The organism is Janthinobacterium sp. Mn2066, assembly GCF_049319705.1.
Taxonomy (GTDB): Bacteria; Pseudomonadota; Gammaproteobacteria; order Burkholderiales; family Burkholderiaceae_D; genus Janthinobacterium.
Map to the genome: position 1 here is coordinate 43,365 of NZ_JBMOUF010000020.1, position 24,780 is coordinate 68,144.

The following is a 24,780-nucleotide window of genomic DNA, read 5'->3' on the forward strand; positions in this document are numbered from 1 at the left end:
CATAGCAGCATGCCGTCCACAAATCCACGCCTTGCTCCAGCACTCTCCAGACCATGACCTCCCACATCCAGCTTGTTTCCTCCCCTTCCCGCCTGGCCGACGACCGCAAAGGCCTGTTATTGGGCCTGACGGCCGTCGCCATGTTCAGCCTGACCCTGCCCTTTACGCGCCTGGCCGTGGCCGAGCTCGCCCCCGCCTTCGTGGCCCTGGGGCGTGCCCTGGTGGCCGCGTGCCTGGCGGCATTGTGGCTGTGGCATCAGCGCGCGCCCCTGCCCCGGCGCGAACAGTGGCTGCCGCTGGCCCTGGTGGCGCTGGGCTGCGTGGTGGGCTTTCCCTGGCTGACCTCGATCGCCATGCGCAGCCTGCCCGCCTCGCACGGCGCCGTGCTGGTCGGCATCTTGCCGCTGGCCACGGCCGTGTTTGCCGTGCTGCGCGGCAAGGAACGCCCATCGCTGGGATTCTGGCTGATGGCGCTGGCCGGTACGGCGCTGGTGGTGCTGTTTGCCCTGCGCCAGGGTGGCGGCAGTTTTCATCTGGCTGACGTGCTGATGTTTGCCGCCGTCGTACTGGGCGCGCTCGGTTACGCGGAAGGCGGGCGCCTGGCGCAAAGCATGCCCGGCCAGCATGTGATTTCCTGGGCGCTGGTGCTGGCCGCGCCGTTCGTGCTGCCGCTGGTACTGTATTTGACATGGCCGCAGCGGACCTTGCTGCTGCAAGCGGGCGCCACCGCCTGGCTGGGTTTTGCGTATATCTCCGTGTTTTCCATGTTTATCGGCTTCTTTTTCTGGTATCGGGGCATGGCGCTGGGCGGCGTGGCGCGCGTGGGCCAGACGCAATTGCTGCAACCGTTTCTCACCCTGCTGGGCGCCGCCGTGCTGCTGGGCGAAGCGCTGGAAGTATCCAGCCTGCTGTTTGCCGGCGCCGTGATCGCTGTGGTGGCAGCCGGGCGCAAGCTGAAATGACCGTGTTGCCATTTTGCGATATCCGTTTGAAATGCCAACTCTCCACCAAAGCCCAGTCTGGTCGTACAATATGGCGGTAGTGGGGCGACGCCTACCCGGCGCCGCTTTATCGACGGCCGCCATAAGCGGACCATAAAAACCAGCCGGCGCAGCTCGGCATCTTCCATGAGACACGTATGAAAATTGACAATCCAAATCCCATCCAATGGCGCTTTTCCGAACGCGCGGAGCAATTAAAAAGCTCTTTCATCCGAGAAATCCTGAAGATCACGCAGCGTCCCGAAATCATTTCCTTTGCCGGTGGCCTGCCCTCGCCCGCCACCTTCCCCGTCGAGCAAATGAAAACCGCCTTCGACAAAGTGTTGTCGAACAATGGCAAGGTGGCCCTGCAATACGGCCCCACCGACGGTTATCCGCCACTGCGCCAGTGGATTGCCGATTCGCTCTCCAACAATGACAGCCGCATCCTGCCGGAACAGGTCTTGATGACCTCCGGCTCGCAGCAGGCGCTGGACTTGCTGGGCAAGGTGCTGATCGACGAAGGCAGCCGCGTGCTGGTGGAAACCCCCAGCTATCTGGGCGCGCTGCAGGCGTTTTCCGTCTACCGCCCTGAATTCGTTTCCGTCGATACCGATGATGAAGGCCTGGTGCCGTCGTCGGTCAATCCGGTCGCCGATGGCGCGCGCCTGCTGTACGCGCTGCCGAACTTCCAGAACCCGACGGGCCGCAGCCTGTCCGTGGCGCGCCGCGTGGAGCTGGTGGAAACCTGCGCCCGCCACGGCTTGCCGCTGATCGAGGACGATCCCTACGGCGCGCTCAGCTACAGCGGCGAGCCGTCGCCGAAAATGGTCAATATGAACCCGGACGGCGTAATCTACATGGGCTCGTTTTCCAAGGTGCTCACGCCCGGCATCCGCCTCGGCTACGTGGTAGCGCCGCTGCCGCTGGTGCGCCGCCTGGAACTGGCCAAGCAGGCGGCCGACCTGCACACGGCGCAGCTGACGCAGATGGTGGTGCATGAAGTGATCAAGGATGGTTTCCTGCAGCAACATATCCCCAGCATCCGCAAGCTGTACGGCGACCAGTGCCAGGCCATGCTCGATGCACTGAAGGAACACTTCCCGGCCAGTGTCACCTGGACCCGCCCGGAAGGCGGCATGTTCATCTGGGTCACGCTGCCAAAGCACATCGACGCCATGCAGCTGCTCGATGAAGCGATCGCCCACAAGGTCGCCTTCGTGCCCGGCGCGCCGTTCTACGCCAACCAGCCGGAAACCAACACCCTGCGCCTGTCCTTCGTCACCGTGCCACCGGAACGCATCCGTGAAGGCGTCGCCATCCTGGGCAAGCTGATCGCCGCCAAGGTGTAATCTCCCCCGCCTGCCCGGCACACTTGCCGGGCAGCAAACGCCCCCGCCTTTTTGTAACTTTCCTACAAAACTTCTGCAAGATAGCACAGCAAAAGTAGCAATATTTTATTTATTGCCATATAAAAAACGATGCATTTTTTTCACCCAAGCAATTAGCAAAGCGGTATCATCTGCTCAAATTGGAATCAAGTCAGCCTTTACTACACGTGTACAGATGCCCGGCCCGTGACAGGTCCGGACGCAACACTCCTGGCACCGCCTACCCGCCCGATGCGATGTGCGGCTGCAGCGATTCCAGGGTTCGGCCATACCGAAAGTGCAGCAAATGCTGGCCTGGTGCAGCTCATCAGATAGAGGCCGGTAGCAATGAAACCAGGCAGTGTGGATTTTTCCCAACGGCATGATGCCGCCATATTGATCGTCGATGATGCGCCAGCCAATCTTGAGCTGCTGCGCAAGTCCATGAGCGAACAGGGTTATCAAACCTATGTGGCCACCTCCGGCGAGCGGGCGTTGACCATCGCCCAGCGCGCCCAGCCCGACCTGATCCTGCTCGACGTACTGATGCCGGACATGGATGGCATCGAAACCTGCCGCCGGCTCAAGCAGCATCCGCTGACGCAGCGCATTCCCGTCATCTTCATGAGCGCCAGGACGGAAACGGACGATGTGGTGGCCGGCTTCGATGCGGGCGCCGTCGACTATATCGCCAAGCCGCTGCGCTTGGCCGAAGTGTGCGCCCGCGTGCGCGCCCAGCTGCAAATCCGCAGCAACAATGAAACCCAGCAGGAGCAGGCCGAGCGGCTGCGCACCATCGTCAACAACATGGCCGAGGGCTTGCTGATCATCGAGGCGGACGGACGCATCCAGTACACCAATCCGGCCTGCGACCAGTACCTGGGCTACCGCGAAAATGAGCTGGCCGGCCATTCGATCGGCGAGCTGCTCAGCCCTCTGGTGACGCAGGAATATCTCGATTATTTCGCCATGTATGCGGCCAATCCGGAAACGGCGCACAAGCACGGCACGCGCGAAGTGGCGATCCGCCACCGCAATGGCGACACCCTGAGCATGGACCTGACCCTGACCCCCATGTATCTGCGCCAGCCGCTGTATATCGGGCTGCTGCACGATATTACCCACCACAAGCAGTCGGAAGATGCGCTGCAGCGGGCGGCCTATCTCGATTCGCTGACCAAGATCGCCAACCGCCGCCATTTCGATACTTTCCTGGAAAAAGAGTGGCAGCGCGCCGTGCGCAACGGCAGTGCGCTGTCGCTGGTGGTGCTCGATGTCGACCATTTCAAGCTGTATAACGACAGCCTGGGCCACCCGGCCGGCGACGCCTGCCTGCAGCAGGTGGCGCAAGCCATCGCTACGCACGCCTGCCGCCCGGGCGACCTGGCGGCCCGCTATGGCGGCGAGGAATTCGTCATGCTGTTTTCAGAGACGGAAGCCGATGGCGCGATGCTACTGGCCGAAGCCATACGCGGCCATATCGAAAGCCTGCAACTGCCCCACCCCCGCTCGCCCACCTCGCCATGGATCACCGTCAGCATCGGCGTGGCAACCATCCACCCGCACCAGCTGGACGACCGCGCCACCCTGTTCGTGGCCGCCGACCGCGCCCTGTACGTGGCCAAGGAAGGCGGCCGCAACCAGGTCCGCGCCACCCATTCGGGCAGCACCGCCTGGGAAACCGTCAAGGCATTGGTACTGCGCTGACAGCCCAGCAGGAGCAGCAACAGCAAAACTGGCAGCAGGAGCAGCCGTGCACCCAAGACCTGTGCAAAGGCTTTCGGGCCTAGCGGACCTGAAAAATGCCGAGGGCAAGGCGCAGCGACGCAGACAGTACGCATGTACGGCAAGGAGCTGCAACGCCGCCCTCGGCATTTTCTCAGGGCCGCGACTCCGGCCCGCCATTTTTAAAGCTCTACAGATCAAAACTTCCGCGACAAACTCAACTTGGCATTACGCCCTACGCCCGTCACCGCTTCACTCAAGTAAGGCTTGTAATCGCGGTTAAAAATATTATCCACCGTCAGCCGCACTTCCGTGCCGCGCCAGAAACCTTGCGTGCCGTTCCACGAGGCGAACAAGGTGTGCAAGGCATAACCGGTCGATGGCGGCAGGCGGTAGAAGCTGCCCTTCGGCAAGACGCGGTCCTGCTTGGCGACGAAGCGGCCTTGCCAGCCGATGCTCGCGCCCTGCTCGGGAAAGCGCCAGCCCAGGCCTGTCATCAGCTTGTCCGGCGCCATGGTCGATACGGGTTCGTCCTGGCCCCATGGGTCGCGCTGGGTGCCGGTGCGGGTGCCATACTGCATCGACAGCGAGGCGCTGGCATACAGGCGCGGCGTGTTGTAGTACGACTCCAGCTCCACGCCTTCGGTGCGGTAGCCGGCCAGGTTGCGGTAATCGGACAGCGCTGGCGGCACCTTGCCCGAACCGGGCACATAGCCTTCGAACAGCACGCCCAGGCGCGGGCCGATATTGTCGCTGACACGGTTGCGGTAAATGGTCAGGCGCACTTGCGCATCGTCGCGGTCCAAAAACAGGTTCTGGCGATGCAGCATGGCGCCCACACGCACAGCAGTCACGCGCTCGACCGCCAGGTTGCGGCTGGTGCCCGGCGTCGAGGAACCCAGCTTGTCCGACACATAATATTCATTCGAATACATCTCGTCGATGGTGGGCGCGCGCCAGGTGCGGCTCAAGTCGCCGAACAGCGCCAGCGTATTGGTCGCCTTCCAGAACAGGCCCAGGCGCGGCGACCAGTCGTCATGCGTTTTCTCGCTGAAATCGTGGCCGGCGGCCGGCAGCGGGCTGTTGTAGCGCGAGGCCTTGTTCGGCACGCCTTCGGTGCTGACCTTGTCATGGCGCAGCGCCGCCGTCACCGTCAGCCCGCCATAGGTCATCGCATCCTGCAGGTACAGCCCCTGGGTTTCCTGGCGGCCGGCCGGCATGTAGTAAGGCTGGAAGTAGCCGTAGTTATAGGTCGGATCCTTCAGCGCCGACGGCGACGGGTAATACATCAGGGTGTCGCGCACGTTCCTGTGCCATTGCAGGCCCGTTTGCAGCACGTGCGACCAGGCGCCCGTGTTGAAGACGCTTTCATTGCGCACTTCGGCGATGCGGTCGGTGTAGGAGGCCCAGCTCTCGTTGCCCAAGGACCCCAGGTAGGAACCCTGCGAGGCCGATGGCAAGCGCGTGTCGTGCTGGTCGGTGTGCGAATAGCCGGCGCTGGCCGTCAGCTTGACCCACGGATTGTCCTGCGGCGCATACTGCCATTTCACGGAATAGGTATCGTCGTGCTGGTCGCGGTAGACGGCCTTGCGCTGCCACGCCTCTTCCAGGCCATATTTCTTGATTTCCGCCTCGGTCGGCGTGGGCACGTCTTCGCCCATGGCGGCGAACGGCCCCCAGCCCGTGCTGCTGCTCTTCATCGCGGTCAGGGTCAGCAATTGTTCGCTGGTCAGGCGCACGTTCAGCTTGGCCAGGCTCGATGGCGCGTCGATGGCGGAAAAGCGGAACACCTTGCCATCGGGTTTGCGCAAATCGTCCGACTTGCGCTGCGTGGTGTAGGCCATGGCGTCGAAACGGCCATCTTCCGTGCGGCCATACACGGCCACGGTGGCGTCGTTTTCCGCGTTGTTGCTATGGCGCGCATACTTGACGAAGGCGCCCACTTTGGCGTCGCCTTCCAGCATGTCTTTGGCGTCCTTCGTCTCGACCGTGATCACGCCGCCAAAACCGCCATTGCCATACAGGCTGGTATGCGCGCCCTTGTTGACTTCGATCTGCTTGATCAGTTCCGGCTCGATGAAAATGGAACCCTGGCGGTATTTCTCGAAGCCTTTCGGCACGCCATCGAGGATGACTTTCACGTCCTGCACCTTGCTGAAGCCCCAGATATTGAGGCTCTGGCCGCTGGGGCGCGCCGTGCCGGACATGTCCACGCCGGGCAAGGTATCGAGCAGCGACGCGACGTTGTCGGCCTGCTGGCGTTCGATGTCAGCCGTGTTGAGGTAGGAGCGGCCCGCCGTGCCGGCGTTGATGGCGTCGCCGAACACGCTGATGGGCGCCATCTGCTGGTCATTGCTCGCATCATCCTTGCTGTCGATGGCCCAGGCATTCGCGCCCGCCGTACCCAGCATCAGCGCCAGCGCGGCGGCCAGCGGTTTCATCACTACCTTGATCTTGATATTTTTATGGTGTTTCATTGCATTCCTTGCCTGTCTTCATACATCTGAGGAGAAAACGCTGGGCAGAGGAATGACGGGCAGTGCACTATTCAGGCGGCGGCGTAGAAGGCAACGTTGCGGCGGTGCTCTGCCCGCGCGGACGCGTGCCGGTGGCTCACTGGCATCGCAGTGCACGCACCGTGGGTAAAGTTGCCTGGGTGAAATGCGTTACACATCATATATCAGATGAGAATGATTCGCAATAGCATCCATGGGAAATCGCCAAAGAGCTGGCATGGAGCAAGACATCTGCCATCGCGGCTGCGTGCAGCCCATGGCCGGCGTCTTTTCTGGCTATACTGGCAAAGGTAAAGCTCCCACGATGACCTCAACCCGCAATGCAAAGGATTAATATGCAACTCAAAGACAAAGTCGCACTGATTACCGGCGCCGCCAGTGGTATCGGCAAGGAAATCGCTCTTGAATATGCGAAACAGGGCGCGAAGGTCGTGATTGCCGACCTGGCGCTGGACGCGGCCAACAAGACCGCCGATGAAATCAAACAGTCAGGCGGCCAGGCCTTTGCCGTCGCCATGGATGTCACCAGCGAAGCGCAGGTCGACCAGGGCGTGGCGGACGCCGCCGCCCACTTCGGCGGCATCGATGTGCTGATCAGCAATGCGGGCATCCAGATCATCAGCCCGGTGGTCGACTACCCGTTCGAACAGTGGAAAAAGATGCTGGCAATTCACCTGGACGGCGCCTTCCTGACCACCCGCGCCTGCATGCGCGAAATGATCAAGGGCGGCCGCGGCGGCGCCATCATCTACATGGGGTCGGTGCACTCGCATGAAGGCTCGCCCTTCAAGAGCGCCTATGTGGCGGCCAAACACGGCTTGCTGGGCCTGGCCAAGGTGGTAGCCAAGGAAGGCGCGAAAGACCATATCCGCGCCAACGTCATCTGCCCCGGCTTCGTGCGCACGCCGCTGGTCGACAAGCAGATCCCCGAGCAGGCAGCCCAGCTGAAGATCAGCGAAGAAGACGTGATCAAGAAAGTGATGCTGAAAGACACCATCGACGGCGAATTCACCACCACGCAGGACGTGGCGGAAACGGCCGTATTCCTGGCGGCCTTCCCGTCGACGGCGCTGAGCGGCCAGTCGATCGTCGTCAGCCACGGCTGGTTCATGCAATAAAATCCCTGCCCGCAGGCGGCGCAGTCCGCCTGCATCCTGCGCATCCGAAAGCTCCCCAATTGCACGACAACACTTACCACCACCCACGCGCGGGCTGGGCAGGCCGCCTGCTATCCTCGCTTGCCAACTGCACGCATTTTGCCAACGCCCGCCAGGCGATCCTGGCGCGCCTGCCCTTCCTGACCTTGCACAGCGATGTATCCAATGTCGTGTATATGAGCTGGCTGGTCGATGCAGCCGCCGCACAACAGCTGCTGCCCGACGGCGTCACCCTGTGGCAGCGCGATGGCAAGACGCCATTTACCGTGCTCACGTACCGCCACGGCCATTTCGGCCCGGCCCTGTCCGGGCCTTTGCGCAAGCTGTTGCCATCGCCGTTGCAAAGCAACTGGCGCCTTTACCTCGACCACACGCCACCGGGCACGCCCGCCCTGCCATGCGTGTATTTCTTGAAGAACATCATGGATAGCCTGCCCCATGCGCTGGGCACGCGGATGTTCAGCGACCTCTTGCCCACGCATCTGGCCGGCAATATGCGGCATCAGGTCACGGCAACCGAGGCGTATTGCAGCATCACGCCGGGCGCAGGTAGCGCGCCGGCACTGGAAGTGCATGCCGCGATTCATGCCGAACCGAGCCTGGACGCCGATTGGCAGCAAATATTTGGCAACTGGCAAGACGCCGTCAGCTTCCTGGCCTGCCAGGAAGCCGCCATCGCCCACGTGCCGCGCAATGGCAAGCTGGCATACGGTGAAATCAGTTTGCCCATCGCTTTGGAGCAAGTGCAGGCCTTGACCGTCCACAGCGCCGAATGCGGCTTGCTGGCGCAACTGCCGCCCGTGTCGACGCCGTTTGCCTTCCTGGTGCCGCAGGTCGCCTTCCAGGCCTTATCGGAGCGCCTGCTCTAAGGCATTGCCGCCGTGGCGCCGTTCCAGCTTGAACAGCGCCATCGCCTGTTCCAGTTTCAGCGTCTGTGCCTGCAGTTCGGCCGAGGCGGACGCCGACTGTTCCACCAGCGCCGCATTCTGCTGCGTCACCTCATCCATCTGCGTCACGGCCCGGTTGACCTGGCCGATGCCATTGCTTTGCTCGCGCGAGGCAGAGGCGATCTCGGCCATGATGCCGTGCACGCCCTGCACCGCGCCCAGCATTTCCGCACTGCTGGCGCCCGCCTGGGCCGCCAGTTGTGCGCCCGCTTCCACCTGCGTCAAAGACGCCGTGATCAGCTGCTTGATTTCGCTGGCGGCCGACGAGCAGCGCTGCGCCAGGCTGCGCACTTCGCCCGCGACGACGGCAAAGCCGCGTCCCTGGTCGCCGGCGCGCGCCGCTTCCACGGCGGCATTCAGGGCCAGGATGTTGGTCTGGAAGGCGATGCCTTCGATAATGCCCGTAATGTCGCCGATCTTCTTGGAAGACGCATCAATCTCGGCCATCATGGCCACCATCTGGCCGACGATTTCGCCGCCCTTGCCGGCCAGGCCATGCGCCTTGCCCGCCATGTCGCTGGCCTGCATGGCGTTGCCGCTGTTTTGCTGCACCGTCGCCGCCAGTTGTTCCATGCTGGACGCCGTTTGCTGCAAGGCCGACGCCTGCGCTTCCGTACGGCCCGACAAGTCCATATTGCCGGCCGCGATTTCACGGCTGGCCACGCTGATTTGCAGGAAGTTACCGCGCACATCGCCGACGATGGAGTGCAGATTGACGCGCAATTGTCGCAAGGAACGCAGCAGTTGCCCCATCTCGTCACGCCGTTCGGTGCCCACTTCCTGCGTCAGGTCGCCGCCGGCCATCACGTCGCAGGCCTTGCGCGCCTGGCGCAGGGGCCGCAGCACATTGCTGTGCAGCGCATGCCAGAAACCGGCCAGCGCCAGCAGCGCCAGCAAGGACAGGCCCGTGACCCAGGCAGCCGCGCCGGCCGGCAGCACCCCTGCATTCCAGGCCAGTTGCAGCAACAGCACGACACCCAGGAAACCCAGGTTCCAGGCTATGCGCCTGGCCAGCGCCATGTCGCGCAGGCGCAGCAGCCTGGCCAGCGGCCCCGTGCGCATGGCTGCGCCCTGGCGGATGACGATGCCGTCCGCCTTGCCTGCCTTGATGCGCGCATACAGGGCAGACGCTTGCGCCACCTGCTGGCGGGTCGGCTTGGTGCGCACGGACATGTAACCGACCGCCACGCCCTCTTCCACCACGGGCGTGACATTGGCCAGCACCCAGTAATAATCGCCATTCTTGCAGCGGTTCTTGACCATGCCGCTCCAGGAACGGCCCGAGCGGATGGTGGCCCAGAAGTCGGCAAACGCTTCGACCGGCATGTCGGGATGGCGCAGGATGTTTTGCGGCGCGCCGATCAATTCCTCGGCGCTATAGCCGCTGACGGCAATGAAATAGGGATTGGCGTAGGTGATATTGCCTTGCAAGTCGGTAGTCGAGACGATGGTCTCGGTATCGCTCAAATTGATTTCGGTATCGCTGACGGGAAGATTGAGACGCATGGTCGTTCCTCGGCTGTCGCCCGTGCACCGGCGGTGAAGGGGCACGCGGCAGGCCGGCAAGGCGCCAGCCTGTCATGTGCAATGAACCATTCATTCTAATATTGAATTATTGATCGGGTGGCAATTTCTGCATGACGCCAGCCCGCCCGCCTCAACGGGGCACGTAGCGCCAGCCTCCCGCTTCGAGGGCAAATGTCAGCTCCGTCTTGATATCGTCAGGGCGGCCAGGCACGCTCAGGACGGTGTCGCACTGCAGATAACCGGAGCTGCGCTTGACTTCGCAGTCATGGATGGCCTTGACCTGCATGGTGGTCTGCGCTTCCTGCATCTGCCTATCCTTGGCCAGCTCGGGATTGTTGGCCACTTCCTGCTTGGCCCAGGCGCGTATCAGCGCTTGCGCTTCGGCCGGCGCCGGCCCCGGAAACTGGGCGTGCTTGCGCTCGACACCGACCCAGCTATCGCCCTCCTGGCGCAGCGGCAAGACGGTAAAACCGTCGCGCATGCCGGCGCTCATGCCCACCAGGCACACGGTTTCTCCCTTGAATTCCGGCTCTGGCGCCTGCTGGCAACCCTGCAGGCTGGTGACCTTGACAGGAATCGGCACGGACGATTTTTGCTTCGCTACCCCGGCCTGCACGGCAGCGTTGATCTGCTCTTGCGTGGGCATGGGTGCAGCATGGGCCAGCAAGGAGGCAGAGAGGGTGGCGGTGGTCAGGGCAATGGTACAGATGCGCATGGCTTATCGGTGAGAGTGATCAAAGTCGCGCAGTCTAGCACTTTGCATAAAAACAGCTATTTCTGTAGAGACACATTGAGCATTACTCGCCAGCAGCCAGGAAAGCGCCGCCGCCATCGGCTTGTCCACGCAAACGCAGGCCTACGGCGCGCAGCATCTCGACCAGTTCCCTCAAGCGCAGTCCCTCGTCCGTCAAGCGATACTCGACCTTGACCGGCACTTCCGCGTAAATCGTGCGCGTCAGCAGGCCCGCTTCTTCCAGCGCCCGCAAGTCCAGGGTCAGCATGCGCTGGGAAATATTCGGCACGGCGCGGCGAATTTCACTGAAACGTTTGGGGCCGGCCATCAGATAGCTGAGCAGCACGATGCGCCAGCGTCCGCCCAGCAAACGCATCGCCTCTTCCACCGCACAACCCGAGATATTTTCCTTCATGTTTTAGCTCACCTGGTATAAAAAATGTACCTATATCACATTATTCTGCCTTCTTCCAAATAGTAACTATCGGGCTTAGACTGCGTCCATCCACTCACTTCAAGGAGTCCTGCATGGAAACCAAGCTCGAATCTCATCTTGACACTACGCTGATCTACAGCGTGCCCTTCGGCTGCTCGTTCGCGAGCATCGTCGCCCTCGAATGGAGCACCCTGCCCTATCGCCTGGCCAGGATAGAAGCACGCGACCCGGCCAGCAAGCAGCATCCCGCCTTCCTCGCCATCAATCCGCTGGGACAAACGCCGGCGCTGCTGCAAGACGATGGCACGCCACTGCTGGAAAGCATGGCCATCCTGCTGCATATCGCCGCCCGCGCACCGCAAGCGGGGCTGGGTTTTGCGCCGGGCACGCGTGCATACGACCGCCAGAACAGCGTGCTATCTTTTTTGCACACCACCTTCCACTCGGCTTTCATGCCGGCCTTCCAGGCAGCGCGCGCACCGGAAGACGATCACCGCATTGCCGTCTGGCGCGAGATGGCAATCGACAAGGTCGGCAAGAGCCTGGCCCATCTGGAACACCTGCTTGAGAATCGGGATTGGCTGGCTGGCACGGATAAAACCGGCCTCGCCGACGCCTATTTTGCCGCCACCGCACGCTGGGTTGAACCGCTGGCACTGGCCCGCCTGAGCGATACGCCCAGGGTCGCAAACCTGCTGACAAGACTGCAGCAAGAACCCGCCGTGCAGTTCGCCCACGCCATCGAACATGGCTTGCCCGCTACCAGCCAGGGCGGCTTTCTCGGTCATGTGGCACTGGACCAGTTAGGGTAAATCGAAGGACCAGCAAAATTCAAAACCCGTTGGAGGCGGCGCTTTATTGCTATGATACTGGCCTGCCGGCGGTACAGCCGGTTACGTCTATATCAAATTAATAACGTCGTAATAAAAACGGGAGTTCGAATGAGTTTACGTCTGCTGCTCTTGGGAGCATTCAGTGCCGCCATGGCCACCACGGCCGCCGTCCCGGCACTGGCCGCGCCGCGCGGTTTCACCGTCGAAGACATGGTCGCCATGGAACGGGTCGGCCACCCCGTCCTGTCGCCGGACGCCACGCGCGTGGTCTACACGGTGCGCAGCACCAACCTGGATAAAAACCGCGGCAACACGCAGCTGTGGCTGATCGACCTGCGCGCGCCGAACGCGGCGCCGCGCCAGCTGACGCGCGGCGAGTCCAGCGCCACCGATCCTGAATGGTCGCCCAACGGCGACGTGATCTACTTCCTGTCCGGCCGCTCCGGCTCCTCGCAAGTGTGGCAACTGCCCCTGAACGGCGGCGAAGCGTCGAAAGTCACCGACCTGCCGCTGGACGTGGACACCTTCCGCCTGTCGCCACAGGGTGACCGCCTGGCCTTCAGCATGGGCGTCTTCCTCGATTGCGCCGACCTCGCCTGCACCAAAAAACGCCTCGATGACAAGGCCAGGAACAAGGCCAGCGGCATGGTCTACGACCAGCTGTTCGTGCGCCACTGGGACACCTGGGCCGATGGCCGCCGCAATGTGCTGTACTCGGCGCCGATCGACACCACGGGCCGTGTCAGCGCCACGCCGGTCAGCCTGAGCGGCACGCTGGATGGCGACACGCCGTCGAAACCGTTCGGCGACAATGGCGAATACCATTTCAGCCCGGACGGCAAGACGGTCGCCTTCTCGGTACGCGTGGCTGGCCGCACCGAATCGTGGTCGACCAACTTCGATGTCTACACCGTGCCGGCCATCGGTGGCCAGGCGCCACGCAACCTGACACCGGAAAATCCGGCCTGGGATGCGCGCGCCACCTATTCGCCGGACGGCCGCACGCTGGCCTACGTGGCCATGACCAAGCCTGGCTTCGAAGCGGACCGCTTCCACCTGGTATTGATGGATGTCGCCACTGGCAAGAAACGCACGCTGGCCGACGACTGGGACCGCTCGGTCGCCGACTTCCGCTGGACGCCGGACGGCAAGGGCTTGCTGGTGGCCGCCGATGATATCGGCCAGCACCGTCTGTTCCATATCGACGCCGCCAATGGCAAGGTCGCCGCCCTGACGGGCAAGGGCGCGGTCGGCGAATTCGACGTGCGCGGCAATACCATCGTGCTGACCCACGCCAGCCTGGCGGGCGGCGCGCAGCTGTACTCGCGCAAGCTCGACGCCAAGACCGAGACGGCGCCGATGGTGCAGCTGACCAAACAGAATGCGGCAGCACTGGCTGACGTGCGCTTCGGCGAGTACGAGCAGTTCTCGTTCGCCGGCGCCGATGGCGAAACCGTCTACGGCCACGTGATGAAGCCATGGAATGCCAAGGCCGGTGAAAAATATCCGATCGCATTCCTGGTGCATGGCGGCCCGCAAGGCAGCTTCGGCAACAGCTGGAGCTACCGCTGGAATCCGCAAGTGTATGCAGGCGCCGGCTATGCCACCGTCTTCATCGATTTCCACGGTTCGACCGGCTATGGCCAGAAGTTCACGGACTCGATCAGCGGCGACTGGGGCGGCAAGCCCCTGGTCGACCTGCAAAAAGGCCTGGCGGCAGCCGTGCAGAAATTCCCGTGGCTGGACCGCGAGCGCAGCTGCGCGCTGGGCGCGTCGTACGGCGGCTACATGATGAACTGGATCGCCGGCAACTGGCCGGACGGCTTCAAATGCCTGGTCAACCACGACGGCGTATTCGACAACCGCGCCATGTACTACTCGACCGAAGAACTGTGGTTCAATGAGTGGGAAAACGGCGGTCCTTACTTCAATGCGGCCGACAAGCACGAGAAATTCAATCCCGTGAACTACGTGAAAAACTGGAAAACGCCGATGCTGGTGGTGCAGGGCGACCTCGACTTCCGCATCCCGACCACGCAAGGCCTGGGCACGTTCACGGCGCTGCAGCGCCAGGGCATCCCGAGCAAGCTGCTGGTGTTCCCGGACGAAAACCACTGGGTGCTGAAGCCGGCCAACTCGCTGCTGTGGCATCACACGGTATTGAACTGGCTCGATACCTACATTAAAAAATAATGTAGTCCCAGCTTGAACACAAAAACCGCACGGCTTGCGCCGTGCGGTTTTTTTCATCTATTGTGCCGTCAAACGGTATCAATACGTATTGAGCGCCTGGGCGAACTTGACGATCCACAACCGGCTTGGGCGTTCGCGGTCGTCGCCGCGCGCCACGCGGATGCTGTTGGCGGCGTTGCAGCCGGCGGCGCTGCTGGTGACAATCACGCCCGCCGCATCGACCGTGCACTTGGTGACATCGGCATCCGCCACTTCCAGGCCGGCAGCATCGAACACCTTGGTCTTCAAACCGAAGTCGTTGTCATTGGCCAGCGCGATGGTCGAGCCGTCGACCAGGGTCAGTCCTTCCGCTTTTTCCGCCGCCCAGCCGATGGCGTTCAAGTCCAATAGCAAGGTTTTCTTGATCGGCTTGACGGCCGACCAGTCGGCGCCGTTGACGGCCACCCCGCCCATGCTGCTTTTTTCCAGGTCCGAGGTGGACGCGTTGTAGGCCGCTGCGGAAATATCGGTGGCTGCGCTCAGGTCCACCAACATCAGTTTATTGAATACCTTGCCCGACGGTGCGGCGCCCTGCTCGATGACGAGGAACTTGCCGCCGCCCAGCGCCACCATGTCGCCCAGCTTGGCATTGCCCGTGCGGCCATCCTGATAGTCCGCGGCATTGAGCGGGTAGGCGTACATCTTGCCGCTGGCGCCCGTCGCCGGGTCGAATTCGATCCAGCGCGTGAAGCCGGCGAAGCGCTCGACCTGCTCGGCTTTTTTGGTGACGCTATACATGGCCGTGCCGTCGCTCAAGGGGCTTTGCAAAAAGGCATACAGCTTGTCGCTGGCGGCATCCAGGGTCAAGCCTTCCATGCCGCGGTTGGCGCGGCGCTTGGCAAACAGCGCGGGCAAGCCCTTGCCCGGTTCATATTTGGCCTGGATTACGCCTGTCGCCGGATCGAGCTTGACGATGAACGGGCCATATTCGTCGGAGACCCACAGCGCATTGCGCTTCCTGTCGACCACGATGGCTTCCGTATCGAGGCCGCCGGCATTGAACACGGCCTTGCCGGCCGGGTCAAACTTCATGGCGTCCATCACGGGAATCTCGGCCGAGTTGCCGACCGAGCCGACCGGCACGGGCAAGCCCGAACTGTTGACGGTGCCGCTGACCTTGATCGGCGTGCTGCTTGATAGCACGGCGCCGTTCTTGCCCACGGTGATAATGCCAAACGCGGGCGTGAAACTGGGAGACGGGAATATCTTGCTGCCGATCGTGCCCTTGCCGGCCGGGTCGGGCACCAGCGGGCCATCGCCGTTCGGGCCCCGGTCCGTCAAGCCGTAAAACTCCAGGTCGCCATTCGCATTCGTGCCCTTGAAGGCCAGGCCGGAACCGTAGGATGGCAAAAAGCCGTTCGGGAATTCGGCCTTGATCCTGGCATTCGTCCCTTCATACGGCACATAAAAGTTGTTTGCCGCCTGGATCTGGTAGCGCGTCACCGTCACTTTCACTTCACCGACAGGATTGGCTTGCGTCAGCGTTTCGTTGACGGGCGTGCCGACCTTGGACGCCAGCGTGTCTTCGAAATGTTCGCGCACCAGCGCGCGGCGGTCCGCATCGACGCTGCGGCCGGCGAATTTGCCGCCCAAGCTGGCCAGGTGCGCGGCCAGGGCCGTGTTGAAGGCGGCCGGCGCGGCAGAAAAATCGAGCGTCTTGGCGGCCAGCGCGGTCTTCACCTCGTTTGTCAGCTTGATGCCGTTCGATGGGTCGCTGTCCTCGTCCAGCAATTGCAGCGCCATCAGGCGGTTGATGACTTTTTCATCCTGCACCCTGGTGCTGGCGGCCAGCGTCAGCGGCGTCACGACGGTGCTGCACAAGGTACTGCCGAGCGCCAGGCCGCCCACGCTGAAGCTCACCGTATCGCCCGGATTGCAGCTAAATTCTCCCTTGGCGCCCGTGCTGGCCTTGGCCGCGCTGCCCGCTACATAGTCGAGGCCTTCCACCGCGCCATCGAGGAACACGCCGGACAAGGCCACCGGCTTGGCCGGCTCCGGCGTGCTGTCGCTGCCGCCGCAAGCGGCCAGGCACACACCGGCCGCCAGGGCCAGCAAGCTCAATTTCAGATGGGATGGGGTGACAGCGTGCATGCGGGCCTCGGTATAGGAATCGAAGCGCCCAGCCTACTGTATCAAAGTGACAAGAAGATGACAAAAACTATAGTGATTGCGACACTGCCGCCGCCAGCGCATCGGGCGGCCCGCCGATGCCGCCGAAACGGCCGTCGGCCTGGCGCCGGAATTCCTTCGGCGTCACGCCCTTCACCTGCAGGAAGCGGCGATTGAAGTTGGCCACGTTCTGGAAGCCCACGTCGTAGCAGACGTTGACCACGTATTGGTCGGTATCCATCAGCAGCTGGCAAGCCTTGTTGATGCGCAGCCGGCTGAGAAAATCGGTGAAGCTGTTGCCGGTCGCCTTGCGGAAGAAACGCGAGAATTTACTGAGCGACATGCCTACCTGCTCGGCCAGCATTTCCGCCGAAATCGGCTCGCGGTAGTTTTCCGTGATGTAGTTGAGGACGGAATTGACCTTGGCCAGGGTGGCGTCGTCTTCATACGAACGCATCGATGCGCTCGACAGCAAACGGTAATTGGCCGTGCGCGCCAGTTTGCCCATGAATTGCACGAATTCGGCAAAACGCTCGGCGCCGTGGGTGGCGCGGATGCGCAGCAAATGCTGTTCGGCCTCGGCGCCCATGCCGAAAAACTCCACGCCATAGCTGGAGCGCTCCAGCAGCGGCAGGATTTCACGCAGTTCGGGGATGCAGCGCGCGGCGCCCGCCAGCGGCGCATGGGCAAACTGCACGATCATGTCGCGCAGGGCCACGCCGCCTTCCGGCACCACGCTGGAGATCCAGTTGTGCGGCAAGCGCGGCCCCGTCAGCACCAGGTGGCCCGGTGAAAATTCACCGATATAGTCGCCCACGAACAGCCGCCCGCTGGTGGCGACGATCAGGTGCAGCTCGTATTCTTCGTGGCAGTGCCAGCGCACGCGCGTGCTCGGGTAGCCGTGTTCCAGGTAATTGATGATGCCGTCGTAGCTTTCGCGCTCCAGCTCCGGCGGCTTGCGCTCGCCATCCCGGTGCACCAGCCAAGTGTGTTCCATGCTCGTCATGATGATTATCCTGTCCCCTGCCTGTCCGCCCATGCTACCTCAAAATGGGGGCAGCGGCAGCCACGCCCTCATTCGCCATAGCGCCCCGACGCCTGCTGGCGGAACTCCTTCGGCGTCATGCCCTTCAGTTCCAGGAAGCGCCGGTTGAAATTGGCCACGTTGTTGAAACCTGCTTCGTAGCAGATATTGCTGACGTAGCGCTCCGTTTCCATCAGCAGCTGGCAAGCCTTGTTGATGCGCAGCCGGTTGACGAAATCGGTGAAGCTGTTGCCGGTGGCGCTGCGAAAGAAGCGGGAAAAGGTCCGCTCCGGCATGTCGACCTGCTCGGCCAGCTGCTTCAGTGAAAACTGGCTGCTGTAATTGTGCACGATGTAGTTGATGGCCGAACTGATGCGCGCCAGCGCTACATCGTCGTCGCTGGACTGCATCGGCACGGTCGACAGCAGCTGGTAATCGCTGGTTTGCGCCAGCTCTTCCAGCAAGCTCAAAAACTCGATGAAGCGCGGCAGGCCGCTGATGTCACGGATGCGCTGGAAGCGCCGCAGCGCCTGCTCGCTGACGCCAAAGAATTCGATGCCGTGCAAGGCCCGCTGCAGCAGCGGAAACACGGTTTTCAGCTCGGGAATCGAGGTCGCCATCGCCGCCAGCGGCGGGTGCGCGAACTGGATCACCATGTCGCGCAAGGCCACGCCTTCGGCCGGCGTGTCGAGCGAGACCCAGTTGTGCGGCACCCTCGGGCCCGTCAGCACCAGGTGGCCCGGCGTGAACTGCCCGATATAGTCGCCCACGAAGACCTTGCCGCTGGTTTCCAGGATCAGGTGCAGCTCGTACTCGTCGTGGTAATGCCAGCGCACCAGCGGATTCGGAAAGCCATGCTCCAGGTAGCGGATAAAGCCGAAACTGCCTTTCGGCTCGAAGCCAGGCGTGGCGTCACGCTGCTGTTCATGCTCCATCTGCGGCGGCGAGTGGGTCGCTTTGCGAGACATGACGCCCCTCCTTCTACAATACGACCTGTTCGAGCGCAGTGCGCGCGCCCTGCCCGTACAGGCTGGCCAGTCCCTGCTGCACCGCCGAGGCGAAGACAGGGGACTCGCCCAGCTCGCCGAACAGTTCATGCAGCGACAGCAGCGCCGTGGCATCGGCGCCGCCCTGCAGCGCCAGCGCGCGCAAACGCTCCGCATACGGATCGTTGAGCGGCAGCGTATTGCCCTGCTCGTCGTGACCCTCCAGGTAGCGGAACCAGCATGCCACCGTAAAGCCCAGCAGCTTGATGGCGCGCCCCTGTGCCAGCGCTTCGCGCACCGATGGCAGCACGAATTTCGGGATGCGCGCCGAACCTTCGGTGCCGATGCGGGCCAGCTGGTCGCGCACGGCGGGATTCGAAAAGCGCTCGATCAGGGTGTCTTTATATGCCGCCAGGTCGACGCCTTCCACCGTATCGAGCAAGGGCGTGACTTCATCGTCCATCATGCGGCGCACCAGCGCGCGGATGCCGGCGTCGTTCATGGCTTCATGCGCATACGTGTAACCGAGCAGCATGCCGATATAGCACAGGGCCTGGTGGCTGGCGTTCAGCAGGCGCAGCTTCATTTTTTCATACGGCAGCACGTCGTGCGTCATCTGCGCGCCGACCAGCTCCCAGGCCGGGCGGCCATGGGGGAAGGCGTCCTCGATCACCCACTGGCGGAACGGCTCGCAGACCACGGGCCAGGCGTCGGCAATGCCGAAGCTGTCGCGCACCAGCGCCCGGTGTTCATCGGTGGTGGCCGGCGTGATGCGGTCGACCATGCTGTTCGGGAAACTGCAATGCGCGGCCAGCCACTGCGCCAGGTCTGCGTCGCGCAAGGCGGCAAAGGCCAGCAGCATGCTGCGCGTGACATCGCCATTGTGCTGCAGGTTATCGCAGGACAGGATGGTAAACGGTGGCAGCCCGCGCTGGCGGCGCAAGGACAAGGCGGCCAGCAGATAACCGAACGAGCAGCGCGGCGCCTGCGGGTGCGCCAGTTCGTACACGATATCAGGATGGGTCGCGTCAAATTCGCCCGTGCCCTGGTTCACATAATAGCCGCCTTCGGTGATCGTCAGCGAGACGATCAGGGTGCTGGGCGCGGCCAGTTTTTCCAGTACGGCGGCAGGATCGTCGGGCGCATACAGGTACTCGCCCACGCAGCCGATCACGCGCGCCGTGTCGCCGGCGGCGCTGCGCTCGACCACCGTATATAAACCGTCCTGCGACTGCATGGCGTCGCGCATGGCGGCGTCGGACGGCAGCAGGCCTACGCCGCAATAGCCCCATTGCGCGTGCCCAGGCAATGCGAGCAGATCATCGAGATACACGGCTTGGTGGGCGCGGTAAAAACCGCCCACGCCGATATGCACGATGCTGGGCACCAGGGTGTCACGCGCATAGGCGGGGCCGGTCACATTGGCCGGCAGTTGTGCCAGGTTGGCTTGATTCAAATGCAGTGCTGTCATGAAAAAACTCCTTATGCTGCTCCGCAGGTCTTGCCGGCGCGGTCAAAATAATGGGTAAAGCCTGGCTCAAAGGTCAGGTGTGTCTGCTGGCCCGGCTGCAGGCTGCTGCGCTCGGCGCCACGCGACACCACCTGCACATTGTTCGGCAAGCGCACATAGGTCAGGGTTTCCACCCCCAGGGACTCGACCAGGTCGACGGTGACGGGCACGCTGCCCTGCTGCTGCGCGCCCAGGTTGACGTGTTCCGGGCGGATGCCGATAAAGCCATCGGCCTGGCCCCTGCCACCGGACTGCGCCAGCAACTGCGGCACGGCGTCGGCCGGCACCACGTTCATGCTCGGCGTGCCGATGAATTGCGCCACAAAGCGGTTGGCAGGCCGGTCATACAGCTCCAGGGGCGAGCCATGCTGTTCAATTTGCCCATCGCGCAGCACCACCACGCGGTCGGCCAGGGTCATCGCCTCGACCTGGTCATGGGTCACGTAGATGGTGGTGGCGCCCAGTTCGCGGTGCAGCTTGGCGATCTCGATGCGCGTCTGCACGCGCAGGGCCGCATCCAGGTTGGACAGCGGTTCATCGAACAAGAACACTTTCGGGTCGCGCACGATGGCGCGGCCAATCGCCACGCGCTGGCGCTGGCCGCCCGACAGTTCCTTCGGCGTGCGCTCCAGGTAACGCCCCAGGTCGAGGATGGCGGCCGCCTTGTCGACTTTTTCGCGGATGATCTTCTGGTCGACGCCCGCCAGTTTCAAGGCGAACGACATGTTCTGGAACACCGTCATGTGCGGATACAGCGCATATGACTGGAACACCATCGCCAGGTCGCGCTTGGACGATGGCAGGCTGGTGATGTCGCGCCCGTCGAGCGACAGCTTGCCGCCGTCGATCGGTTCCAGGCCCGCGATCAGGCGCAGCAAGGTGGACTTGCCGCAGCCGGACGGCCCCACGAAGACGACGAACTCGCCCTGCTTGATTTCCAGGTCGATGCCCTTGATGGCGCGGTGCTCGCCAAAGAATTTTTCGATATTTCTCAGTTGAAGGTAAGCCATGATGTCATCCTAGATTTTATTTTTCACTTAACGGCGCCGAAGGTCATGCCTTGTACGAGTTGCTTCTGGCAGAACCAGCCCAGCGCCATGATCGGGGCGATCGCCATCAGCGAGGCGGCCGACAATTTGGCCCAGAACAAGCCTTCGGGGCTGGAATACGAGGCGATCAGCCAGGCCAGGGTGCCCGCGTTCGAGGCGCCCAGGTTCAGCGACCAGAACGACTCATTCCACGACCACACCATGCAGACCAAGGCGGTGGAAGCGATGCCGCCCACGGACAGCGGCAGCACCACGTGGCGAAATTCGTCCCAGACGGTGGCGCCGTCCATGCGCGACGCTTCCAGGATTTCGCGCGGCAACTCTTTCATGCTGGTGTAGAGCAGCCAGATCATGATGGGCAGGTTCATCAGCATGAACATGATGGTCAGGCCGATGCGCGTGTCGAGCATGCCGAAATACTGGTAGCAGATATAGATCGGCATCAGCGCGCCCACGCCTGGCATGTAACGCGAGCTGAGCATGAATTTCAGCAAGCCGATGGTGCCTCGGGTGGGAAAGAAGGCCATCGAGTAGGCGGCCGGAATCGCGATCAGCAAGCCGATGGCCGTCGACAGCACGCTGGTAAACAGCGAGTTCCAGGCATAGGCAAAGTAATTGTCGCGCGCCAATACTTCATGGAAACTCTCCAGGGTCGGCGTGAAGAAGAACAATGGCGGCGTGGAAATGGCCTGCCCTTCCGTCTTGAACGCCATCATGCCCAGCCACAGGATGGGGAAGAACAGCAGCAGCGCGAACAGCCAGGCGGCGAACGTGCGGCCGTAGAGGGTAAATTTGGTATGCATCGTGGTCTCCTTATTTCGACAGGTTCTTGCCGATGACGCGCATCAGGAAGAAGGCGGCGATATTGGCAATCAGCACGGCGAACAGTGCGCCGGCCGAGGCCGCTCCTATGTCATAGGACAACAGTGCCTGCTGGTAAATCATGAAGGTGATCGTGGTCGTGTCGAAACCAGGGCCGCCACCGGTGGTGGTAAAGATTTCCGCGAAGATAGACAGCAGGAAAATCATCTCGATCATCAGCACCACGGACATGGCGCGTCCCAGATGGGGAATGTAGAGGTAGCGCAACTGCTGCAGGTAGTTGGCGCCGTCCATGCGGGCCGCTTCCAGCTGTTCGCGGTCCATCGATTGCAAGGCCGTCATGAAGATCAGGCAGGCGAACGGCAGCCATTGCCAGGACACCATCATGATGATGGAAAACAGGGGATGGGCCGACAGCCAGTCGATGGGCGTGGCGCCAAAGAAAATGCTGATCTGCGCAAACAGGCCGTAGATGGGATTGAGCAACATGTTCTTCCACATCAGCGCGTTGACGGCTGGCATGACGAGAAACGGCGAAATCAGCAGCACGCGCACGATGGCGCGGCCGGGAAACGCTTCATTGATCAGCAGGCCCAGCGCAGCGCCAAATACCACCGTGATCAGCATCACGGAAAACAGCAGGGTGAAAGTATTCTGCAATGCCGGCAAGAACGAGGCATCGGTAAAGAAAAAGTGGAAATTGGTCAAGCCATGGAAAGGATGGCCGCTCGGGTCGAGCATGCTGTAACGCACAAACGAGTAAAACAGCGTGATCAGCAGGGGCACGACGGAAATGACGGAGACGGCGACTACAGCCGGCGTCAGCAAAGTCCGGGGGATAATGCGTTTCATAGGATTCTCTTGAAGCGTGAGGGAGTGACGATCGGATTAAAGATGCCCATCCCATCACCGGTTTACAAACCACGTAATACAGCAGCAGTTGAGACGCCTGACAATACCGTAGCGAGCGGCAGTGATTTGTGGCTGAGAAGCGCAGCCGTACTTTAGTACGGTGAGCATCGCAGGCCGCAAAGCGCGACGCGCAGTAGGTACTGTCAGGCGTTACCCCTACTTGTAGTAGCCACCTTTGCGCATCTCACGGTCCGCCGTCTGCTGCGACAATTCCAGCGCCTGGTCGACCGTGACCTTGCCCAGCAGGGCTGCCGCCATTTGCTGGCCGGCGGCCACGCCGATCACCTGGAATTCAGGAATCGAGGCGAATTGCACGCCTACGTACGGCGATGGCAGCAAGGTGCTTTGCACGTTGCGGGTGGTGGCCAGGGCCTTGCCTTCGGCGGCGGCAAATTTCGCCACTTTCTGGAATTCAGGGCTGGCGTAGGTGGATTTGCGCGTGCCAGTCGGCACGTTGGCCCAGCCGGTTTCCTTGGCCACCAGTTTCACGTAGTCGGGCGACGTGGCCCAGTTGATGAAACGCTGCGCTTCGTTCGGGTGCTTGGAGCTCGATGGAATCGCCAGCGACCAGATCCACAGCCAGTTGGCGCCCCGCTCCGTGGTGCCGACCGGCGATTGCGCAAAGGCAACCTTATCGGCGACCTTGCTCTGTTTCGGGTCGGTAATGAACGAGGCGGCGATCGTTGCGTCGATCCAGATGCCGCACTTGCCCTGGTTGAACAAGGCCAGGTTTTCATTGAAGCTGTTGGCGGCGGCGCCTGGCGGACCATATTTCTTCATCAGGTCGACATACATGTTGACCGCATCTTTCCACGGCTTGCTGGTAAATTGCGGTTTCCATTGCATGTCGAACAGCTGGCCGCCAAACGAGTTGGCCATGGTGGTGATCAGCGCCATATTGTCGCCCCAGCCCGGCTTGCCGCGCAGGCAGATGCCGTACACGCCGTTGGCCGGATCGTGGATCTTGGCGGCCACGTCGCGCAAATGGTTCCAGGTCGGACGGTCTTCGATCGTCATGCCGGCTTTTTTCACCAGGTCGCTGCGGTACATGATCATCGAGCTTTCGCCATAGAACGGCGAGGCGTACAGCTTGCCGTCGCCGGACAAGCCTTCGCGGATCGATGGCAGCAAGTCGTCGATTTCATACTTGGCGTCGGGCTTGATCGGGATCAGCCAGTTTTTCTTGCCCCAGATCGGGGTTTCATACAGGCCGATGGTCATCACGTCGAACTGCCCGCCCTTGGTGGCGATATCGGTGGTCATGCGCTGGCGCAACACGCCCTCCTCCAGGGTCACCCATTTGAGCTTGATATCAGGATTGGCTTGTTCGAAGAATTTGCTGAGCTTTTGCATTTCGATCATGTGACCGTTGTTGACGGTCGCAATCACCAGATCGGTGGCGGCAAAGGCGGAAGAGGTCAAGCAGAAAGCGCCGGCGCACAGCGCGGCAATGGCGGAACGTTTCATTGTGTGTCTCCAGTGTTTTTTGTCGTAGGCAATGCCTGATACTTAGCACCACGATCACAATGTATCACTGGATCCTGATACTTTCTGATACTCCAAAACCGCAAATCGATACTCTTTTGCAGCCCTGCAGTGAACCAGAGTATCGACATTCAGCAAAAACAACAGCTTGGAAGAAAGTATCAATACTTGCTGGTTTCGTATCATGTTGGCAAAAAAACCGCTGCTAGACTCGCTGTGCAGCATAAGACTGCACGTTCTGGCGCCAGGAAATCTTTCCGGCCAGCACATCGATACCGACACTCCTGGAGACAATATGAACTACCCTGTCAAGACCTTCTTGCTGAGCGCGCTCGTCCTCGCCTGGGGCACCGCTGCTGCCGGCCCCATGTTCCCAAGTGACACCGAAGGTTTCCACGGCTACCTGCGCGCTGGCGCCGGCAGCTCG

At 62.0% G+C, this 24,780-nt stretch carries 19 protein-coding genes; 7 read left to right on the top strand and 12 right to left on the bottom strand.

What is annotated here, in order from left to right; genetic code table 11:
- Nucleotides 1-53: 53 nt before the first annotated feature.
- The 3 genes from ACL9RI_RS26960 (at nt 54) to ACL9RI_RS26970 (ending at nt 4,057) form a co-directional block, all read left to right on the top strand.
- On the top strand, nt 54-962 hold the full coding sequence (locus ACL9RI_RS26960; protein WP_422729531.1) for a DMT family transporter: 909 nt from the start codon (nt 54-56) through the stop codon (nt 960-962).
- Between the two features lie 176 nt (nt 963-1,138).
- Nucleotides 1,139-2,332: a PLP-dependent aminotransferase family protein gene (locus tag ACL9RI_RS26965; protein ID WP_422729532.1), complete on the top strand. Its 1,194-nt coding sequence runs from the start codon at nt 1,139-1,141 to the stop codon at nt 2,330-2,332.
- A gap of 366 nt (nt 2,333-2,698) precedes the next feature.
- Nucleotides 2,699-4,057: a diguanylate cyclase domain-containing protein gene (locus tag ACL9RI_RS26970; protein ID WP_422729533.1), complete on the top strand. Its 1,359-nt coding sequence runs from the start codon at nt 2,699-2,701 to the stop codon at nt 4,055-4,057.
- A 215-nt stretch (nt 4,058-4,272) separates the two neighbouring features.
- Here ACL9RI_RS26970 and ACL9RI_RS26975 read toward each other — a convergent pair whose 3' ends face one another.
- Nucleotides 4,273-6,552, bottom strand: a complete 2,280-nt coding sequence (locus ACL9RI_RS26975; RefSeq protein ID WP_422729534.1) for a TonB-dependent hemoglobin/transferrin/lactoferrin family receptor — start codon at nt 6,550-6,552, stop codon at nt 4,273-4,275.
- Between the two features lie 374 nt (nt 6,553-6,926).
- On the opposite strand from ACL9RI_RS26975, the gene ACL9RI_RS26980 reads away from it, so the two are divergent.
- Complete coding sequence (locus ACL9RI_RS26980; RefSeq protein WP_183676971.1) at nt 6,927-7,709, top strand: 3-hydroxybutyrate dehydrogenase; 783 nt, start codon at nt 6,927-6,929, stop codon at nt 7,707-7,709.
- 59 nt (nt 7,710-7,768) lie between these two features.
- Nucleotides 7,769-8,617: a DUF2071 domain-containing protein gene (locus tag ACL9RI_RS26985; protein WP_422729535.1), complete on the top strand. Its 849-nt coding sequence runs from the start codon at nt 7,769-7,771 to the stop codon at nt 8,615-8,617.
- Here ACL9RI_RS26985 and ACL9RI_RS26990 read toward each other — a convergent pair.
- The 3 genes from ACL9RI_RS26990 to ACL9RI_RS27000 all read right to left on the bottom strand — a co-directional run bounded on the left by ACL9RI_RS26990 (nt 8,597) and on the right by ACL9RI_RS27000 (nt 11,370).
- Complete coding sequence (locus tag ACL9RI_RS26990; protein ID WP_422729536.1) at nt 8,597-10,201, bottom strand: methyl-accepting chemotaxis protein; 1,605 nt, start codon at nt 10,199-10,201, stop codon at nt 8,597-8,599. The two genes, ACL9RI_RS26985 and ACL9RI_RS26990, sit on opposite strands and share 21 nt — an antisense overlap.
- A gap of 151 nt (nt 10,202-10,352) precedes the next feature.
- Nucleotides 10,353-10,937 carry a hypothetical protein gene (locus tag ACL9RI_RS26995; RefSeq protein WP_422729537.1) on the bottom strand — a complete coding sequence of 195 codons (585 nt, stop codon included), beginning with the start codon at nt 10,935-10,937 and terminating at the stop codon, nt 10,353-10,355.
- 82 nt (nt 10,938-11,019) lie between these two features.
- On the bottom strand, nt 11,020-11,370 hold the full coding sequence (locus ACL9RI_RS27000; protein ID WP_422729538.1) for a winged helix-turn-helix transcriptional regulator: 351 nt from the start codon (nt 11,368-11,370) through the stop codon (nt 11,020-11,022).
- Nucleotides 11,371-11,483: 113 nt separating this feature from the next.
- On the opposite strand from ACL9RI_RS27000, the gene ACL9RI_RS27005 reads away from it, so the two are divergent.
- Nucleotides 11,484-12,203, top strand: a complete 720-nt coding sequence (locus tag ACL9RI_RS27005; protein ID WP_422729539.1) for a glutathione S-transferase family protein — start codon at nt 11,484-11,486, stop codon at nt 12,201-12,203.
- A gap of 129 nt (nt 12,204-12,332) precedes the next feature.
- The gene (locus tag ACL9RI_RS27010; RefSeq protein ID WP_422729540.1) at nt 12,333-14,417 is read left to right on the top strand and encodes a prolyl oligopeptidase family serine peptidase; all 2,085 of its coding nucleotides are present in this window, start codon (nt 12,333-12,335) and stop codon (nt 14,415-14,417) included.
- 78 nt (nt 14,418-14,495) lie between these two features.
- On the opposite strand, the gene ACL9RI_RS27015 is transcribed toward ACL9RI_RS27010, so the two are convergent.
- From ACL9RI_RS27015 to ACL9RI_RS27050, 8 genes are all read right to left on the bottom strand, one after another.
- Nucleotides 14,496-16,547 (bottom strand): esterase-like activity of phytase family protein, encoded by a 2,052-nt coding sequence (locus ACL9RI_RS27015; protein WP_422729541.1) that lies wholly within the window; start codon nt 16,545-16,547, stop codon nt 14,496-14,498.
- Nucleotides 16,548-16,614: 67 nt separating this feature from the next.
- Entirely contained in the window at nt 16,615-17,571 is a 957-nt protein-coding gene (locus tag ACL9RI_RS27020; protein WP_422729542.1) for a helix-turn-helix domain-containing protein, read from the bottom strand.
- 68 nt (nt 17,572-17,639) lie between these two features.
- A complete protein-coding gene (locus tag ACL9RI_RS27025; protein WP_422729543.1) occupies nt 17,640-18,557 on the bottom strand; it encodes a helix-turn-helix domain-containing protein in 918 nt (305 codons plus the stop codon).
- 13 nt (nt 18,558-18,570) lie between these two features.
- Entirely contained in the window at nt 18,571-20,046 is a 1,476-nt protein-coding gene (locus ACL9RI_RS27030; RefSeq protein WP_422729544.1) for a mannitol dehydrogenase family protein, read from the bottom strand.
- Nucleotides 20,047-20,057: 11 nt separating this feature from the next.
- Nucleotides 20,058-21,095 (bottom strand): ABC transporter ATP-binding protein, encoded by a 1,038-nt coding sequence (locus ACL9RI_RS27035; protein ID WP_422729545.1) that lies wholly within the window; start codon nt 21,093-21,095, stop codon nt 20,058-20,060.
- A gap of 23 nt (nt 21,096-21,118) precedes the next feature.
- The gene (locus tag ACL9RI_RS27040; protein WP_422729546.1) at nt 21,119-21,937 is read right to left on the bottom strand and encodes a carbohydrate ABC transporter permease; all 819 of its coding nucleotides are present in this window, start codon (nt 21,935-21,937) and stop codon (nt 21,119-21,121) included.
- Nucleotides 21,938-21,947: 10 nt separating this feature from the next.
- Nucleotides 21,948-22,808 (bottom strand): carbohydrate ABC transporter permease, encoded by an 861-nt coding sequence (locus tag ACL9RI_RS27045; protein WP_422729547.1) that lies wholly within the window; start codon nt 22,806-22,808, stop codon nt 21,948-21,950.
- Between the two features lie 216 nt (nt 22,809-23,024).
- On the bottom strand, nt 23,025-24,335 hold the full coding sequence (locus ACL9RI_RS27050) for an ABC transporter substrate-binding protein (RefSeq protein ID WP_183676954.1): 1,311 nt from the start codon (nt 24,333-24,335) through the stop codon (nt 23,025-23,027).
- Between the last annotated feature and the right edge of the window lie 445 nt (nt 24,336-24,780).